The sequence below is a fragment of the Mixta tenebrionis genome (assembly GCF_006517625.1).
GTDB lineage: Bacteria > Pseudomonadota > Gammaproteobacteria > Enterobacterales > Enterobacteriaceae > Mixta > Mixta tenebrionis.
This window is the reverse complement of the sequence record NZ_VHQI01000002.1, coordinates 243,093-259,962: the sequence shown is the minus strand read 5'-3', so window position 1 is coordinate 259,962 and position 16,870 is coordinate 243,093. Positions and strand designations below refer to the sequence as shown.

The window sequence follows — 16,870 nt, the reverse complement described above, 5'->3', positions numbered from 1 at the left end:
TTTTTCTGCTTTATTTTTCAGCATATTTCTGCATTTTAACCGCGCTTTTTGTCATTCCTCACACTCTATTTCATCAATATGGTGTTTTTTATTTCCTGGCATACCGCTTGCTTGGAGAAAGGTATTTCGTGTGAGCCACTCCGAACTCCATTTCTAGGGAGAGCAAGTCAATGGGAACCACCATAGTAGGCAGTGAAGTGCCGCGCAGCGACGGCCTGGCGAAAGTTAAAGGCCTGGCGATTTATGGCGACGATCTGAAGCTGAAAAATATGCTTTACGGCGTTTGCCGTTACTCCGATATTGCTGCTGGATACATAAAAGATATCGATCTTTCCGAAGCCGAAAAAGTCCCCGGCGTCGTGCGTATCGCTACCTGGGAAGATATTCCCGGCGAGAAACGCATCGGCGTCGTGCTGCCCGATTATCCACCGATTATCGATCGGGAAATCGCCTTTAGCGGCGATGTAATCGCCGTCGTGGCGGCAGAAACCTATGAGGCAGCCTGTATTGCCGCAGAGAAAATAAAGGTCACCTACGAGCCCTGTAAGCCGATTACGTCCCCGGCAGAAGCGCTGCGTCCCGGCGCCCGTCTTATTCATCAGGACAGAAAAGATAACGTTATCGTCCACCATCACACCATAAAGGGCGATATCGAAGCCGGATTTGCCAACTGTACGCATATTTTTGAACGCGAATATGAGGTGGGCTTTCAGGAGCACGGCTATATCGAGCCGGAATCCATTACCACCTGCTACGACGCCAACGAACAGATTATTACCGTTTACGGTTCTATTCAGAACGCGCACCGCGTGCGCGGCTTCGTCGCGCGCTATCTTGGCCTGCCGCAGTCAAAAGTAAACGTTAAACGCTCAATCCTCGGCGGCTCCTTCGGGGGGAAAGATGACATCATCGATCACCTCGCCTGCCGTGCGGCGCTGATGACCTGGCTGACCTCGCGGCCAGTGAAATTCACCTATAACCGCGAACAGTCGATGCGCGAAAGCTACAAGCGCCACCCTTATACCATGAAGTACAAAATCGGTCTGGATGACGACGCCCGCATTCAGGCGATTAAAATTGATATCCTGGCCGACGGCGGCAGCTATGCCGGACAGACCGCCTTCGTCACCTGGCGTAGTTCGGTGCAGGCGGCCGGCCCCTACAATATTCCCAACGTGCGCATCGACGTTACCGGGGTCTACACCAACAACAACTACACCTCCGCCTATCGCGGCTTCGGCGCGCCGCAGGTTATTTTCGCCAACGAAGGCCTGATGGATGAGGTGGCGGAAGCGCTGGGCCTGTCGCCGGTCGAGCTGCGCGTGCGCAATATTCTGCGCCAGAACGATATCAGCATCGCCGGGCAGCCGATGACCGACCATACCGTCTCCGCCGAAGAGGTGCTGTTTAAAGCGATCGGTAAGGCGGAATTTATCGCCAAACGCGAACACTATGCGAAGCTGAACGCCGCCGGCGGACCGGTGAAACACGGTATCGGTTTCGCCATCAGCCATCGCGGCTGCTCGCTGGGCGCTGAAGGCCTCGACGCCTCCTCGGCGCTGATCCAGATCAACGCCGACGGCAGCGTAAACATTTCTACCTCGGTTTCTGAGAATGGCCAGGGCCTGCAAACCACGATGTCGCTTATCGCCGCCGAGGCATTTGGCATCGGTCTGGATCAGGTCAGCTTCACCGAACCGGCCACCGCGATGATCGCCGACGGCGGTTCTACCGTCGCTTCGCGCGGTACGCTGATGGGCGGCCAGGCGATTCTGAGCGCGGCTAACGTGCTGAAACAGCGCATCACCGAAGCCCTGACCGAACAGCTGGATATCAACGATCCGGAAGAGCTGATTTGGGAAAACGGCAAGGTGTTCAATCGCCGCCATCCCTATAACCGCATTACCTTTGAGCAGGCGGTTACCATCACTAAAGCCACCGGCGCTAACCTTTCCGCCTACGGCTGGCACGTCGCCCCGGATATTCACTGGGATGAAGAAAAAGGCACCGGCAGCCCCTATTTCACCTGGGTTTACGGCTGCCAGATCGCCGATATCACCGTCGATACCCGTACCGGTAAAATTCAGGTAAATCACGTTACGGCGGTGCATGACGTCGGCAAAGTGATTAACAAAGTGGGCTTTGAAGGCCAGGTCTGCGGCGGCATCGCGCAGGGGATGATCGGTTACGGCATGCTGGAAGAGTTCAATATTGAGCAGGGCGAAGTAAAATCTGAGAACTTCGATACCTACCTGATGCCGACCATTAAAGATATGCCGTCGCTCGATATCGTGGCGGTAGAAAACCACGATAAGGCCGGGCCGTTCGGCGCCAAAGTACTGGGCGAGCCGGTGCTGGAGCTTGGCGCTGCGGCGCTGAATAACGCCCTCAGCTTCGCTATCGGCCGCCGTAACTACGCGATTCCGATGACGCTGGAACAGGTAAAACTGGGCTATGCGCTGAAAAAACCGGAGCGCCAGAGTGAAGCCATGCTGGAATCCGGCGAGAAAAAACAGGTGCTGCGCCTGAATACGCTTCAGGTTCAGCGCGCCACCTCGCTGAATGAAGCGCTCGCCATGCTGGCGGACGGCAGCACGCGTCCCATCGCAGGCGGCACCGACGTACTGGTGCAGGCGCGTCTGGCCAGCGCCCCGCTGCCGCTGGTGGATATCTCCAGCGTGCCGGAGCTGAAGGTCATCGAACTGACGCAGGAAGGCGGCTTGCGCATCGGCGCCGGCGTCTGCTTCAGCGATCTTACGGCGCAGAGCACGGTGCAGGAGATGTATCCGCTGCTGGTCACCGCCTGTAATACCATCGGCTCTTTGCAGCTGCGCAACCGCGCCACCATCGGCGGTAATATCGTTAACGCCGCGCCCTGCGCCGACTCGGTGCCGCCGCTGGTGATTTACGACGCCGAAGTGGAAATTCAGCATCACAACGCGCCCAGCCAGCGTATGCCGCTGAGCAAATTCATTACCGGCGGCTACCGCACGGCGCTGAATCCGGGCGATCTGCTGACCGCGATTATTCTGCCGCCGCCTTACCGCAACAGCCGCCTGCAGCAGCGCTATCTGCAGCTGGGACGGCGCAACGCGCTGAATATAACCCGCCAGAGCTTTACCGGTCAGTTTGTGCTCGACGAGGCCGGCTCGCTGATTTACTGCCGGCTGGTGGATGGCGCGCTGTTCAGCAAGCCGCAGCGTCTGACGCCGCTGGAAAACGCGCTGATCGGGCGTCGGCTGGATGAGGCGCTGATTAAAGAGGCTGAGAATATCCTCCAACAAATGCTGGATGAGGCCATCGGCAAACGCTGGTCCGCGGCTTACAAAGTCCCGGTAGGCGTAGAGATGCTTACGCAGATGCTGCAGGAAGCCATGGCCGAAAACCACTAACGGGAGACCCATAATGAATCGTATCGAACTAAAAGTGAATGGCATCCGTGTTCAGCGTGAAGTGGCGGATAATCTCCGCCTTATCGACCTGCTGCGTGAGGATCTTGAGCTGACCGGCACCAAAGAGGGGTGCTCCGTAGGCGAGTGCGGCGCCTGTACCATTATTATGAACGGCAAGGCGGTTTGCTCCTGTCTGCTGCTGGCCGCGCAGTGCGACGGCGCGGAGATCGTCACGGTGGAAGCGCTGCAGCACGATAAAGTGGGGCAGAAGCTGCAAAACGCCTTTGTGCGTCACGGCGGCGTGCAGTGCGGCTTCTGCACTCCCGGCGTATTGATGAGCGCTAAGGCGCTGCTGGATCACCATCCGCAGCCCAGTGACGATCAGATCAAGGAAGCGCTGGAAGGTAACCTGTGCCGCTGTACCGGCTACATTCCGATTATCAAGTCGATTAAAGCGGTGCTGGAAAGCGCCTGATAAAATGCCCCAGGAGAATATTATGAAGCAGTGTTTGATGTTGGCGGCGGGGCTTTCTTCACGCATGGGTCAATGGAAAATGCTGCTTCCCTGGGGCGAAGGCACGGTGCTGGATAGCGCGCTGCGCAATGCCCTCGGTTTCTGCGATCGGGTAATCCTGGTTACGGGCCATCGCGGCGAAGAGCTTCATGCGCGCTACGCCGACGATGCCCGTATTCTGTTATGTCATAACGACAATTATGCCAGCGGCATGTTTTCCTCGGTGCGCTGCGGCGCAGGCGAACTGGCGCCTGGCCCTTTCTTTATGGTGCCGGGCGATATGCCGATGATCCCCGCGCCGGTCTATGCCGCGCTGTGGCAACAGCGCAGCGATGAGTGCTGTCTGGTGCCGGAATATGAAGGCGGATTCGGCCATCCGGTGCTGCTGCCCGCCGATATGCGCCGCGCGATTCTGGCGGCGGCCGATGATGATAACCTCAAGCGTCTGATACAGGCCAAAGGGCGGCGCCCGGTAGCGGTGCCGACCGCATCGATCCACTGGGATCTCGATACGCCGGCGCAGTATCAGGCGCTCTCTTTGCGGCTTAACTCTAGCCCAGACCATACTTCTTGATTTTGCGATAGAGCGTCGCCACGCCGATGCCCAGCTCGTCGGCAATCTGCTTCTTATTACGGGTGCGCATCAGCGCCTCTTCAATCAGCGTTTTCTCCACCGTTCTGAGATTCGCCACGTTCTCCGAATCGTTGCCCGCCGGCGTCGACGGCTCCGCGACGGCGCTGCAGGCGACTACCGGAGCGGCGGCCACCTCGCGCGGCTGCCAGATGGAATGATAAATCGGCGGCAGCAGCGAGCTGTCGATCACCGCGCCGTCAGGCACCACGTTGATCAGGTATTCCACCAGGTTGCTCAATTCACGCACGTTGCCCGGCCAGCGCCAGGCGGAGAGCAGACGCAGCACTTCGGAGCTGATGCTGGAAGGTTGATGACCGATACGCTGCGCATGGCTGATTAAAAAATGGTTCAGCAGCAGTTCAACGTCGCCTTCGCGCTCGCGCAGCGGCGGTAAACAGAGCGGGATAACATTCAGGCGATAGTAGAGATCTTCGCGGAATTCGCCGCGCTCGACTTTCTCCTGCAGATTTTGGTGGGTAGCGGAAACGATGCGGATATCTACCGGGATCGCCTGGCTGGCGCCGATCGGCATTACCTCGCGGCTCTCCAGCGCGCGCAGCAAACGCGCCTGAAGGGCCAGCGGCATATCGCCGATTTCATCCAGGAACAGCGTGCCGCTGTTCGCCAGCTGTATCAGCCCTTTTTTGCCGCCCGGCGCCGCGCCGGTAAAGGCGCCTTTGGCATAGCCGAACAGTTCGCTCTCCAGCAGGTTCTCCGGGATCGCCGCGCAGTTGATCGCCACAAAAGGTTTATCGTGGCGCTTGCTCAACCGGTGGATGGCGCGCGCCACCACCTCTTTACCGGTGCCGCTTTCACCAAGAATCATCACGCTGGAGGGACTGGAGGCGATACGCCCGATTAACGATTTTAGCTTGCGCATCGCCGCCGATTCGCCCAGCAGATCCTTAATTATCGGCAGATTGTCATAGGGCAGCGCCGCATCGGCAGGCTGATGATGACAGGTAGAGAGCAGCAGCATCGATTCACTGCCGCGATCGTACCAGCGTCCGCGCAGCTGCCAGCATGTTTCATCCAGACAGAAGGTAAATAGCTGCTCATCATTTTCCGTTGAGCAAGGAGTAATTAACGCTGAATTAAGCGACATATCTCCGCTTATATTAAGCTGTGAGCGCGCGCTGGCGTTGATATAGGTTATTTTGAAATGCTCGTCAAATATAATAACGCCCTGATTGATATTATTAACGAGAAAAAGTAAAAAAGGATCGCGTTGGTTATCTTTACGTTGAAAACTTAATATATTAGCTACCAGTAAAGTAGAAATGTGACGGATATATTCAATAAAAACGCTGGTATGTTCACGCAGATGTTGTAACTGCTCGCTGGTAACCGCCACCAGACTGATAACGCCGAGACAGTACTGCTGATGAATAATCGGCACGCCGACAAAGCCCCGCTCCTGGCAGCTTTCCCGCTGGGTACAGGCTGAGCAGAGCATATTTTTGCGCGAATCAAACACCACGACTTCCCGTTGTTTTTCAAGCACCTCTTCCAGCAGCAGCGTGTTGCTGTTCGGCACTTCCCCCAGCCGCTTGCCGTAAAGGCCGGTGCCGGCGATGCGGCGGAATTGATTATCAACAACCTCAACTTCCAGATGCAGCACGTTCGACAGCAGGCTGACAAAATGCTGAACGGTTTTCTGGATGAGCATTAACGTGGAGACAGAACTGTAAGTGGGAGGTAAAGCGGTTAACCGACCGGAATATTCCATTTTCTCTCTCATTTTGATAACAGCGCTATTTTTTCTCATTTTGAACCCCTCCTTGTTTTCACACAGGGAGCGGGTTCCCTATCTGATAAGTGAGATTACTCTGCTACGGCAATAAAAAAATATGACAGGGGCCACATAATTCAGCCTGACAGCAAGACTGGCACAAAACTTGTTTATTCCTGAACAGCACGCTCTTCCATTCACGGAAAAAGCGCATTCCGTCAGCCGGACTCCACTGTTAGTGTTCGAAAGGGATATGAATAATGAAAGAAATAAACCATCTGCTTGATATCATCCGTAATAAAAAATCCGCCCTGCATCAAAAAGACTTTTTACTCACCTGGGAACAGAGCCGCGACGAGCTGGAACAGGTGCTCTATCTGGCCGAAGCGCTGAAACAGATGCGCGCCGGCAATATCGATACGCGCATATTCAATAACGGCCTGGGCATCTCGCTGTTCCGCGACAACTCTACCCGTACCCGTTTCTCCTACGCTTCAGCGCTCGACCTGCTGGGCCTGACCCAACAGGATCTGGACGAAGGCAAATCACAAATCGCTCACGGCGAAACCGTGCGTGAAACCGCTAACATGATCTCCTTCTGCGCCGAAGCGATCGGTATCCGCGACGATATGTATCTTGGCGCGGGCAACGCCTATATGCGCGAAGTCGGCGAAGCGCTGGACGAAGGTTATAAAGAAGGCGTGCTGCCGCAGCGCCCGGCAATCGTCAACCTGCAGTGCGATATCGACCACCCGACCCAGGCAATGGCGGATCTGGCCTGGCTGAAAGAACATTTCGGCTCGCTGGAAAACCTGAAAGGCAAAAAAATCGCCATGACCTGGGCCTATTCCCCCAGCTACGGCAAACCGCTCTCCGTACCGCAGGGCATCATCGGCCTGATGACCCGCTTCGGTATGGATGTCACCCTCGCCCATCCTGAAGGCTACAACCTGCTGCCGGAAGTGCTGGACGTGGCGAAAAACAACGCCTCAGCCTCCGGCGGCTCTTTCCGTCAGGTGGCTTCGATGGAAGAAGCGTTCCAGGGCGCGGATATCGTTTATCCGAAATCCTGGGCGCCGTGGCAGATCATGCAGCAGCGTACCGAACTGCTGCGCCAGAACGATCACGCCGGCCTGAAATCGCTGGAGCAGACCTGCCTGGCGGAAAACGCCCGTCACAAAAACTGGCACTGCACCGAAGAGATGATGGCCCGCACCAAAAACGGCAGCGCGCTTTACATGCACTGCCTGCCTGCCGATATCACCGGCGTCTCCTGCCAGCATGGCGAAGTCGAAGCCAGCGTCTTCGAACGCTATCGCATTCCTACCTATAAAGAAGCGAGCTGGAAACCCTGGATTATCGCCGCGATGATTCTGGCGCGTAAGTTCGAAAATCCGGCAGAGATCCTGGCAGGACGCGTTAAGGCCGCTGTTCCGCGCATTTACAAATAATCTGACGCGCCGCCGCAGCCCGCCGGGCCGTTCGTATCCGGCGCGGCTGCCATCGTTCTTCCCTAAGGAGATATGTATGTCTCAGTTTGAACTTAGTATGCAGATTGCCGATAACGCCAATCTGCATCCGCAGCGCGACGCGGTGTTTAATACCGATGCGGCCCGTCAGGCGCGTCGTTTCCATCGCACGCTCGCCGGCTATCAGCCGACGCCGATGTATGCGCTGGATGATTTTGCCCGCCAGCTCGGTATTCACAAGGTGCTGGTGAAGGATGAATCGCAGCGCTTTGAGCTTAACGCTTTCAAAATGCTGGGCGGCACCTGGGCGATGGCGCAGCTGCTGTGCAAAATCTGGAAAATGGATATCAATACCTTTTCCTTCGACGATTTCCGCAAACAGAACCGTGAACAGCTGACTTTCGCCACCACCACCGACGGCAACCACGGCCGCGGCGTCGCCTGGGCGGCGAAGGCGCTGGGCCAGAAAGCGGTGATCTATATGCCGAAAGGCTCCGCCGCCGCGCGCGTTAAGCACATCACCGATCTCGGCGCCGAATGTATCGTCACCGAAATGAACTATGACGACACCGTACGCCTCACCTTACAGCACGCCCAGCAGAACGGCTGGCATATGGTGCAGGACACCGCCTGGGAAGGCTACGAAGAGGTGCCGACCTGGATTATGCACGGCTACTCCACGCTGGCTGACGAAGCCGCCGAACAGATCGCCGATATGGGCTGCGGCGCGCCGACGCACGTTATTTTGCAGGCAGGCGTGGGCGCCATGGCGGGCGGCGTGCTCGGCTATCTGGTGGATCGCTACGGTCCGGGCGCGCTGCACGCAATTGTTGTTGAGCCCGATCGCGCCGACTGTATGTACCGCTCCGGCGTGAAAGGCAGCCTGGTTAACGTCGGCGGCGAAATGAACACCATTATGGCCGGTCTGGCCTGCGGCGAACCTAACCCGCTGGGCTGGCCGCTGCTGCGCGACAACGTTAACCAGTTTATCTCCTGCGAAGACCGCGTGGCCGCGCTGGGTATGCGCGTCCTGGGCAACCCTGCCGGTAACGACGCGCGCGTGGTTTCCGGTGAATCCGGCGCCGTCGGCATGGGCGTACTGGCAGCAATCCTTCATCACCCTCAGCGCCAGGCGCTGATGGACAAACTCAAGCTCACGCCGCAGTCACGCGTGTTGATCATCAGTACCGAAGGCGATACCGATCCGCAGCACTATCGTGAAGTGGTATGGGAAGGCAAAGACGGAATTTCACATTAATTAACGAGGAAAACACCATGGCTAAAACGATTCCCTACAGCGAAATATTGAAACAGGCCCAGCGTTATCAGCCTGAAATGGTCCGTTTCCTGCGCGATATGATCGCTATCCCCAGTGAAAGCTGCGACGAAAAAGGCGTGATTCACCGCATCAAAGAAGAAATGGAAAAAGTGGGTTTTGATAAGGTGGAGATCGATCCGATGGGCAACGTGCTGGGCTACGTTGGCCACGGCCCGCGCCTGCTGGCGATGGACGCCCATATCGATACCGTCGGCGTCGGCAATATGAATAACTGGAAATTCGATCCTTATAAAGGGATGGAAGATGACGAAGTGATCGGCGGCCGCGGCGCCTCTGACCAGGAAGGCGGCATGGCCTCAATGGTGTACGCCGGCAAGATCATTAAAGATCTTGGTCTGGAAGATGAATATACGCTGCTGGTTACCGGTACGGTACAGGAAGAAGACTGCGACGGCCTCTGCTGGCAGTACATCATCGAACAGTCCAACATCCGTCCGGAATTCGTGGTCAGTACCGAACCGACCGACTGCCGCATCTATCGCGGCCATCGCGGCCGTATGGAAATCCGCGTAGAAGTTGAAGGGGTGAGCTGCCACGGCTCCGCGCCGGAACGCGGCGACAACGCCATCTTTAAAATGGCGCCGATCCTGACCGAACTGCAGGAGCTGGCCGGCCGCCTCGGCGACGATCCCTTCCTCGGCAAAGGTACGCTGACGGTTTCTGAAATCTTCTTTACCTCTCCCAGCCGCTGCGCCGTTGCCGACAGCTGCGCGGTATCCATCGACCGCCGTCTGACCTGGGGCGAAACCTGGGAAGGCGCGCTGGAAGAGATCCGCGCCCTGCCGGCAGTGAAAAACGCCAAAGCGAAAGTATCGCTCTATCAATACGATCGTCCGTCATGGACCGGCCTGACCTATCCGACCGAGTGCTACTTCCCCACCTGGAAAGTGGAAGAAGATCACTTTACGGTGAAATCGCTCAGCGCCGCCTATCAGGGGCTGTTCAATAAAGATCCGGTAGTCGACAAATGGACCTTCTCAACCAACGGGGTTTCCATTATGGGACGCCACGGCATTCCGGTTATCGGCTTCGGCCCTGGTAAAGAACCTGAAGCCCACGCGCCGAATGAAAAAACCTGGAAATCTCACCTGGTCACCTGCGCTGCGATGTACGCCGCCATTCCTCTGGCCTGGCTGCAACAGACACAGAAATAAGTTGTGCTAAAAGGGGCGCCGCCCGGCGCCCCAGGAGTTGTTTATGTCTACGCTGATTAAAGGCGGCACGCTGGTAGATGAGGAGCGTGAATATCGCTGCGATCTGCTGATAGAGCGGGAGAAAATCGTCAGGATTGAAGCCGATATTTCCCCCTCCGTCGCCGACCAGGTGATCGATGCTGCTAACCTGCTGGTGATGCCCGGCGGCATCGACGTCCACACCCACTTTAATATCAACGTCGGTATTGCCAAAAGCTGCGACGATTTTTATACCGGAACCCGCGCCGCGGCCTGCGGCGGCACCACCACTATCGTTGACCATATGGGCTTCGGGCCGGAAGGCTGTAGCCTGCATCACCAGCTGGAGCAATATCATCACGACGCGCGCGATCAGGCGGTCATCGATTACAGCTTTCACGGCGTGGTCCAGCATGTGGATGAGGCGATACTTGATGAACTGGCGTCGATGGTGCACGACGAGGGCATCAGCAGCTTTAAGTTTTATCTGACCTACAAATACCACCTTAACGACGGCGATACGCTGCGCCTGCTGAAACGCCTGAAAGAAGTCGGCGCGCTGGCGACGGTACATCCCGAAAATGATGCGGTGATCGCCGCTAACCGCAGCCGCTTTATCCGCGAAGGCAAAGGCGCGCCGATCTGGCACGCGCTCAGCCGCCCGGCGGAATGCGAAGCCGAAGCCATCGCGCGCAGCATTAACCTGGCCTGGCTGGCGGGCGACGCGCCGCTCTATATCGTTCATCTCTCCAACGGTCTGGGTATGGATTACATCAAGCTGGCGAAAGAGCGCCGGCAGTCGGTATGGATGGAAACCTGCCCGCAGTATCTGCTGTTGGATATTAATCACTATCATCGTCCCGACGCGCTGAAATTTGTGCTCAGCCCGCCGCTGCGTCCGCACAGCGATCTCGATCGCCTGTGGACCGGCATCAGCGACGGCAGCATCGATACGGTCGCTACCGATCACTGTACTTTCCGCTATGCGCTGCGTCAGGAGATGGCCGCCAACGATTTCACCCGCTGTCCCAACGGCCTGCCGGGCGTTGAGAACCGCATGGCGCTGCTGTTTTCTGAGGGCGTAATGAAGGGGCGCATCAGCCCTTCCCGCTTTGTGGCGCTCACCAGCGCCAACCCGGCGCGACTGTTCGGCATGTGGCCGCAAAAGGGGAGCTTAATTCCCGGCAGCGACGCCGATCTGGTGCTGTTCGATCCACAGTGCAACAAAACCATCCACCATGCCGATCTGCATGACAACGGGGATTATTCGCCCTGGGAAGATTTCGACTGTCAGGGCTGGCCGGTGATGACTATCTCAAGAGGCGAGATCGTCTGGCGTGACGGGCAATTCTGCGGCAAAGCCGGTCACGGACGCTTTCTGCGCCGTAAACCCTTTATTCAAGGTAATCAGGGAGTCAGGAAATGAGCAAAAGAATCGTTCTGGCGCTGGGCGGCAACGCGCTGGGCAAAGGACTGGAAAAACAGATGCAGGCGGTACGCACTACCGCCCAGGCCATTGCCGATCTGATCGAGGCGGGCCACGAGCTGGTGATTACGCACGGCAACGGGCCGCAGGTGGGGATGATCCATCAGGCGTTTGAAGCCGCCGCGCACAGCTCCGAGCAATACTCGGTGCTGCCGATGTCGGTCTGCGTGGCGCTGAGCCAGGGCTATATCGGCTACGATTTACAAAACGTACTGCGCGAAACGCTGCTGAAGCGCGGCATCAAAAAAAATGTCGTGTCGCTGATTACCCAGGTGCGCGTTGATGAGCAGGATCCGGCGTTTAAAATGCCCGATAAGCCGATCGGATCTTTCCTCAGCGAAGAGGTGGCGCGCAAGCTGATTCAGCAAAACGTGGTGGTTAAAGAGGATTCGGGCCGCGGCTGGCGCCGGGTTATCGCCTCGCCGGAACCAAAAGAAATTATTGAGATCGAGGCGGTGAAATCGCTGCTCGACGCCGGACAGGTGCCGGTGACGGTCGGCGGCGGCGGCATCCCGGTGGTGGCCGAAGGCGATCATCTGAAAGGCGTCAGCGCGGTGATCGATAAAGATCGCGCCAGCGCGGTGCTGGCCCGCGATATCGATGCCGATATGCTGGTGATCCTGACGGCGGTGGAAAAAGTAGCGGTCAACTTCAATACGCCGCAGCAGAAATGGCTGGATCGTATGACGCCGGAAGAGGCCCGCCGCTATATTGCCGAGGGGCAGTTCGCGCCAGGCTCAATGCTGCCGAAAGTGGAAGCGGCGCTGGCCTTTGCCGAATCCCGCCCCGGCAGGCAGGCGCTGATTACCCTGCTGGAACGCGCCGGCGACGGCATCAACGGACGCACCGGCACGATTATCGGCTAGCGTTTTCTCAGGCGAGGCTCCGCACCGGCGGAGTCTCGCCGTCACGTTTGATAATAATATTTTGCGGCGCCGTCTCGCCGGTTCGCGCCAGCATAATCAGCTCGCCAATAATACTTACCGCGATTTCCGTCGGCGTTTCCGCGCCAATCTTCAGCCCCAGCGGGGAGTGCAGCCGGGCAACCTGCTCTTCATTCAGCCCATGTTCCTGACGCAGCCAGTGACGCAGATGGTGCGCCTTGCGCTTGCTCGCCAGCAGCCCCAGATAGCGCAGCGGCAGATTAATCGTCTGGCTGAGCGCTTCGCGGTCTTCATGATTGGTGGCGATCACCACATAGCTGTGCTTATCCAGCCCAAGATGCGGCACGATCGCCTGATAGTTTTCGCCCTGTACGCGGCGGCAGACGGCAGGCAGATCGGGATGCTCCAGATTAGCGGGCCAGGTATCCGCCACCGTTACCACGAAATCAAGCGCTACCGCCATCTTCGCCACTTCCCGGTTGACGTGTCCGCCGCCCAGCAGAAACAGCTGCGGGCGACGCGGCCAGACCGCAATATGCACGGTGACCGCGCCGCCGCAGTCCGATCCCACCGCATTTTCGCCCTGGCGCGCCAGCCGCGCCTCAAACAGTCGGGAAGCGCTCTGGTCGATAGCTTCGCGGGCCGCTTCGATCGCCAGCCTCTCCACCATACCTCCGCCAATCGTTCCTTCGATCTCACCCTGTTCGGTAACCACCATCGCCGCGCTGTGACGCGGCGCCGAACCCCGACTATCGATAATTTGCAGCATGGCAAAAGCAATATTTTGCGCTTCCAGACGTGCGAGCGTAGTGAATAAGGACATAACGCGTTCCCCTTAATATGGAATTCCTGCCTTTTCACAAGCAACTCTTATGCCGTTTCGCTGTTGCCGCGCCCACGGCAATCGTCGCGTAGAGATTTTCTCATTTTTTTCATTTTGATAATCGGTGAATCACCCTGACACGCTATTTGCGCGCCGCCGCCGCCGGGATGCGAAACAGATCACCTTTCACGCGCTAAAGTCGCCGCGTTACGGGGAGTGGCCTGGAAGTTGCTTTATCTCCGCTGCGGTTTTTCCGCCAGCGGCTGAGATGACGGTTAAACCACCCTACCATGATAATAATTTCAGCAAGGAGCAATGTATGTCTGACATCATGCGTCCCGTCCCCTTTCGTGAGCTTTTAACGCGCATCTGCGCCGAGTATGAGGAAGATCGGGCCATTTTCGGTATCCCGGAAAGTGAGTTCTATGTCCGTCATCCTGAACGACAAATTACCCTGTTCGGTGAAACCTGCGATACTGCGCTGGGACCTGCCGCAGGGCCGCATACCCAGCTGGCTCCCAATATTATCGTCGCCTGGCTGACCGGCGGCAGCTTTATCGAACTGAAAACCGTTCAGATCCTCGACAGGCTGGAGCTGGAAAAACCCTGTATCGACGCCAGCGACGAGGCCTTCAACACCGAATGGTCAACGGAACTGACGCTGGATAAAGCCTGGGATGAATACCTGAAAGCGTGGATGGCGCTCTGGCTGCTGGAAACGATCCTTTCGCCGCGCGGCGCGGGTCAGGGCCGCTCGTTTATTTTCAATATGAGCGTGGGCTATGACCTGAAAGGCATTACCCAGCCGCCGATGCAGAAATTTATCGATGAAACCATCGACGCCGGTAAAACGGAGAAATTCAACCGCTACCGCGACGAGCTGGCGCAGTTTATCCGTCAGGGCGACTGGCAGCTGCTGAAAAAAGCGGACGGCGCGCTGCTGGAAGCGCTGCCCGGTAAAATTTCCCCGCAGATGGTGCGCAGCGTGACGCTCTCCACCATGCACGGCTGTCCGCCGAATGAGATCGAATCGATCTGCCGTTACATGCTGACGGAAAAAAACCTGCACACCTATGTGAAGCTCAACCCAACGCTGCTGGGCTATGAAAAAGCGCGCGAGATCCTCGATAACAACGGCTTTGACTATATCCTGCTGGATGAAGCCTCCTTCGATCACGATCTGAAGCTGGATCAGGCGCTGGCGATGCTGGAACGTCTGATCGCGCTGGGCGCGGAAAGAGAGCTTTCGTTCGGCGTTAAGCTGACCAACACCCTCGGCACCCGCAACCATAAACATCGCCTGCCCGGCGAAGAGATGTATATGTCCGGGCGCGCCCTGTTCCCGCTGTCCATTAACGTGGCGGCGCTGCTTTCACGTCATTTCAACGGCCACCTGCCGATCTCCTACTCCGGCGGCGCCAGCCAGTTTAATATCGCCGATATCTTCGCCACCGGCATCCAGCCGATCACCATGGCGACCGACCTGCTGAAGCCGGGCGGCTATCTGCGCCTCGCCGAATGCGCCCGCATTCTTGACGGCCGCACCGACTGGGAGTGGCGGCGGAAAACTATCGACGTCGGCAAACTGAATACGCTGGCCGACCATGCGCTGAAGGCCGAATGGGCGCAGAAAGAGTGGAAAGGAAAAGAAGAGATCGATGCGGGCGGTCCTCTGCCGCTGACCGACTGCTACGTGGCGCCCTGCGTAACCGCCTGCGCCATCAAGCAGGATATTCCGGAATATCTGCGTCTGGCGGGCGCCGGCTGCTACGCCGACGCGCTGGCGCTGATTTATCAGCGTAACGCCCTGCCTTCGATTACCGGTCATATCTGCGATCATCAGTGCCAGTACAACTGTACGCGTATGGACTACGACAATGCGCTGAACATTCGCAAAGTGAAAGAGATCGTGCGCGAAAAAGGCTGGGAGAGCTATCGCAAGCGCTGGCATAAGCCGGCCGGCTCCGGCGATCGCCATCCGGTCGCGGTTATCGGCGCAGGTCCGGCCGGGCTGGCCGCCGGCTACTTCCTGGCGCGCGCCGGCCATCGCGTAACGCTGTTTGAGCGCGCGCCGAACGCCGGCGGCGTGGTGAGCAATATTATTCCCCGCTTCCGTATTCCGGCGGAGCTGGTGCAGCAGGATATCGATTTTATCGCCGATCACGGGGTGAAATTCGTTTATGACTGCCCGACTAACCTTACCGTCGACGCGCTGAAGCGTCAGGGCTTCCACTACGTCTGCATCGGTATCGGCGCCGGAAAAACCAATACGCTGCGGCTGCCGGGTGAAAATCCCAACGTGCTGCGCTCGTTTGATTTCCTCGATACCTTCAACCAGGGCAAAACCACCCTGCGCGGCGAAATCGCCGTGGTGGGCGCGGGCAACACCGCGATGGACTGCGCGCGCGCCGCGCTGCGCATTAACGGCGTTACGGGCGTAACCATTGTTTACCGCCGCGAACGCGCCGATATGCCCGCCTGGCCGGAGGAAATTTCCGCCGCGGAAGCGGAAGGCGTACGCTTTATGACGCTGGCTAATCCGGAACGCTTTGAAACAAACGGCGACATGCTGATCAGGGTAATGAAGCCCGGCGAGCCTGGCGCAGACGGACGTCGTCGTCCGGTGGAAACGGATGAAACCCGCACGGTGCATTTCGACGCGGTGATTACCGCTACCGGCGAACAGCCTGACGGCGATAAGCTGCGCGCGATGGGCGTGCCCGTCGGCGAGGATGGCTGGCCGGTGGTCGATCCGCAAACGCTGGAAACGCCGCTGGAAAACGTCTTCCTGATCGGCGACGTGCAGAGCGGCCCCTCCTCTATCGTGGCGGCTATCGGCGGCGCGCGCAAAGCGACCGACGCCATCCTCGCCAGGGAGAATATCGCCAGCGGCGAAACGCCCGCCTATTACCTCAATACCCATCCGCTGGATATCTATGCCCGTAAAGGCGCCATCGCCGTACGGCAGATTACCAGCGAAGCGGCCGACGCCTTTGCGCGCCAGGAAGCGGAACGCTGCCTCTCCTGTAACTATGTGTGCAGCAAATGCGTTGACGTCTGCCCCAACCGCGCCAACGTGGCGATCGCCGTGCCGGGCTATCGCAGCCGCCATCAGATCCTGCATCTCGATGCGCTGTGCAACGAATGCGGCAACTGCGCCCAGTTCTGTCCGTGGCAGGGTAAACCTTACAAAGACAAGATCACCGTTTTCAGCCTGCCGCAGGACTTTGAAAACAGCACCAACCCTGGCTTCTTGCTCGATGAAAATCGGGTTCATATCCGCCATCAGGGCAAGGTCTGGCATTTGCAGCTGGATGAACAGCAGCAGATCGTCGATCTGCCTGAGTCGCTGAGCGATATGGCCACCATCATTAACTACACTCGCCGCCAGCATGGTTATCTGCTGGGCGTCGTGGAGGAATAGC

The 16,870-nt window shown here is 57.8% G+C and carries 11 protein-coding genes; 9 read left to right on the top strand and 2 right to left on the bottom strand.

Translation table 11 applies throughout. The annotated features are described in order from the left end of the window. Positions 1-170: 170 nt before the first annotated feature. The 3 genes from FKM52_RS04070 to FKM52_RS04060 are packed head-to-tail and all read left to right on the top strand — an operon-like array spanning position 171 to position 4,480. Complete coding sequence (locus FKM52_RS04070) at positions 171-3,392, top strand: molybdopterin cofactor-binding domain-containing protein (RefSeq protein ID WP_141174916.1); 3,222 nt, start codon at positions 171-173, stop codon at positions 3,390-3,392. 13 nt (positions 3,393-3,405) lie between these two features. Next, on the top strand, positions 3,406-3,867 hold the full coding sequence (locus FKM52_RS04065) for a (2Fe-2S)-binding protein (protein ID WP_141174915.1): 462 nt from the start codon (positions 3,406-3,408) through the stop codon (positions 3,865-3,867). Between the two features lie 22 nt (positions 3,868-3,889). Next, positions 3,890-4,480: an NTP transferase domain-containing protein gene (locus FKM52_RS04060; protein ID WP_141174914.1), complete on the top strand. Its 591-nt coding sequence runs from the start codon at positions 3,890-3,892 to the stop codon at positions 4,478-4,480. Here FKM52_RS04060 and FKM52_RS04055 read toward each other — a convergent pair. Then, a complete protein-coding gene (locus FKM52_RS04055; RefSeq protein WP_342777789.1) occupies positions 4,458-6,308 on the bottom strand; it encodes a sigma 54-interacting transcriptional regulator in 1,851 nt (616 codons plus the stop codon). The genes FKM52_RS04060 and FKM52_RS04055 overlap by 23 nt on opposite strands. A gap of 224 nt (positions 6,309-6,532) precedes the next feature. Here FKM52_RS04055 and ygeW point away from each other — a divergent pair, with 224 nt between their 5' ends. The 5 genes from ygeW (at position 6,533) to arcC (ending at position 12,604) form a co-directional block, all read left to right on the top strand. Beyond that, on the top strand, positions 6,533-7,723 hold the full coding sequence (ygeW, locus tag FKM52_RS04050) for a knotted carbamoyltransferase YgeW (protein ID WP_141174913.1): 1,191 nt from the start codon (positions 6,533-6,535) through the stop codon (positions 7,721-7,723). A 76-nt stretch (positions 7,724-7,799) separates the two neighbouring features. Further along, complete coding sequence (gene dpaL / locus FKM52_RS04045; RefSeq protein ID WP_141174912.1) at positions 7,800-8,999, top strand: diaminopropionate ammonia-lyase; 1,200 nt, start codon at positions 7,800-7,802, stop codon at positions 8,997-8,999. A 17-nt stretch (positions 9,000-9,016) separates the two neighbouring features. After that, positions 9,017-10,234, top strand: coding sequence for a YgeY family selenium metabolism-linked hydrolase (locus FKM52_RS04040; protein WP_141174911.1), 1,218 nt, complete (start codon positions 9,017-9,019; stop codon positions 10,232-10,234). 43 nt (positions 10,235-10,277) lie between these two features. Further along, the gene (hydA, locus tag FKM52_RS04035) at positions 10,278-11,678 is read left to right on the top strand and encodes a dihydropyrimidinase (protein WP_141174910.1); all 1,401 of its coding nucleotides are present in this window, start codon (positions 10,278-10,280) and stop codon (positions 11,676-11,678) included. Continuing rightward, positions 11,675-12,604, top strand: a complete 930-nt coding sequence (gene arcC, locus FKM52_RS04030; RefSeq protein WP_141174909.1) for a carbamate kinase — start codon at positions 11,675-11,677, stop codon at positions 12,602-12,604. The genes hydA and arcC overlap by 4 nt, the downstream gene beginning before the upstream one ends. Positions 12,605-12,611: 7 nt before the next feature. Here the strand turns inward: arcC and FKM52_RS04025 are convergent, their stop codons facing one another. Beyond that, positions 12,612-13,445, bottom strand: a complete 834-nt coding sequence (locus FKM52_RS04025; RefSeq protein ID WP_141174908.1) for an XdhC family protein — start codon at positions 13,443-13,445, stop codon at positions 12,612-12,614. 319 nt (positions 13,446-13,764) lie between these two features. On the opposite strand from FKM52_RS04025, the gene ygfK reads away from it, so the two are divergent. Beyond that, positions 13,765-16,869: a putative selenate reductase subunit YgfK gene (gene ygfK / locus FKM52_RS04020; RefSeq protein WP_141174907.1), complete on the top strand. Its 3,105-nt coding sequence runs from the start codon at positions 13,765-13,767 to the stop codon at positions 16,867-16,869. The last annotated feature ends 1 nt before the right edge of the window (position 16,870 follow it).

What these genes read in the sequence shown, in the direction of transcription:
- FKM52_RS04070 (WP_141174916.1), top strand. Translation starts at nt 171, where the DNA reads ATGGGAACCACCATAGTAGGCAGTGAAGTGCCGCGCAGCGACGGCCTG.
- FKM52_RS04065 (WP_141174915.1), top strand. Translation starts at nt 3,406, where the DNA reads ATGAATCGTATCGAACTAAAAGTGAATGGCATCCGTGTTCAGCGTGAA.
- FKM52_RS04060 (WP_141174914.1), top strand. Translation starts at nt 3,890, where the DNA reads ATGAAGCAGTGTTTGATGTTGGCGGCGGGGCTTTCTTCACGCATGGGT.
- FKM52_RS04055 (WP_342777789.1), bottom strand. Translation starts at nt 6,308, where the DNA reads ATGAGAAAAAATAGCGCTGTTATCAAAATGAGAGAGAAAATGGAATAT.
- ygeW (WP_141174913.1), top strand. Translation starts at nt 6,533, where the DNA reads ATGAAAGAAATAAACCATCTGCTTGATATCATCCGTAATAAAAAATCC.
- dpaL (WP_141174912.1), top strand. Translation starts at nt 7,800, where the DNA reads ATGTCTCAGTTTGAACTTAGTATGCAGATTGCCGATAACGCCAATCTG.
- FKM52_RS04040 (WP_141174911.1), top strand. Translation starts at nt 9,017, where the DNA reads ATGGCTAAAACGATTCCCTACAGCGAAATATTGAAACAGGCCCAGCGT.
- hydA (WP_141174910.1), top strand. Translation starts at nt 10,278, where the DNA reads ATGTCTACGCTGATTAAAGGCGGCACGCTGGTAGATGAGGAGCGTGAA.
- arcC (WP_141174909.1), top strand. Translation starts at nt 11,675, where the DNA reads ATGAGCAAAAGAATCGTTCTGGCGCTGGGCGGCAACGCGCTGGGCAAA.
- FKM52_RS04025 (WP_141174908.1), bottom strand. Translation starts at nt 13,445, where the DNA reads ATGTCCTTATTCACTACGCTCGCACGTCTGGAAGCGCAAAATATTGCT.
- ygfK (WP_141174907.1), top strand. Translation starts at nt 13,765, where the DNA reads ATGTCTGACATCATGCGTCCCGTCCCCTTTCGTGAGCTTTTAACGCGC.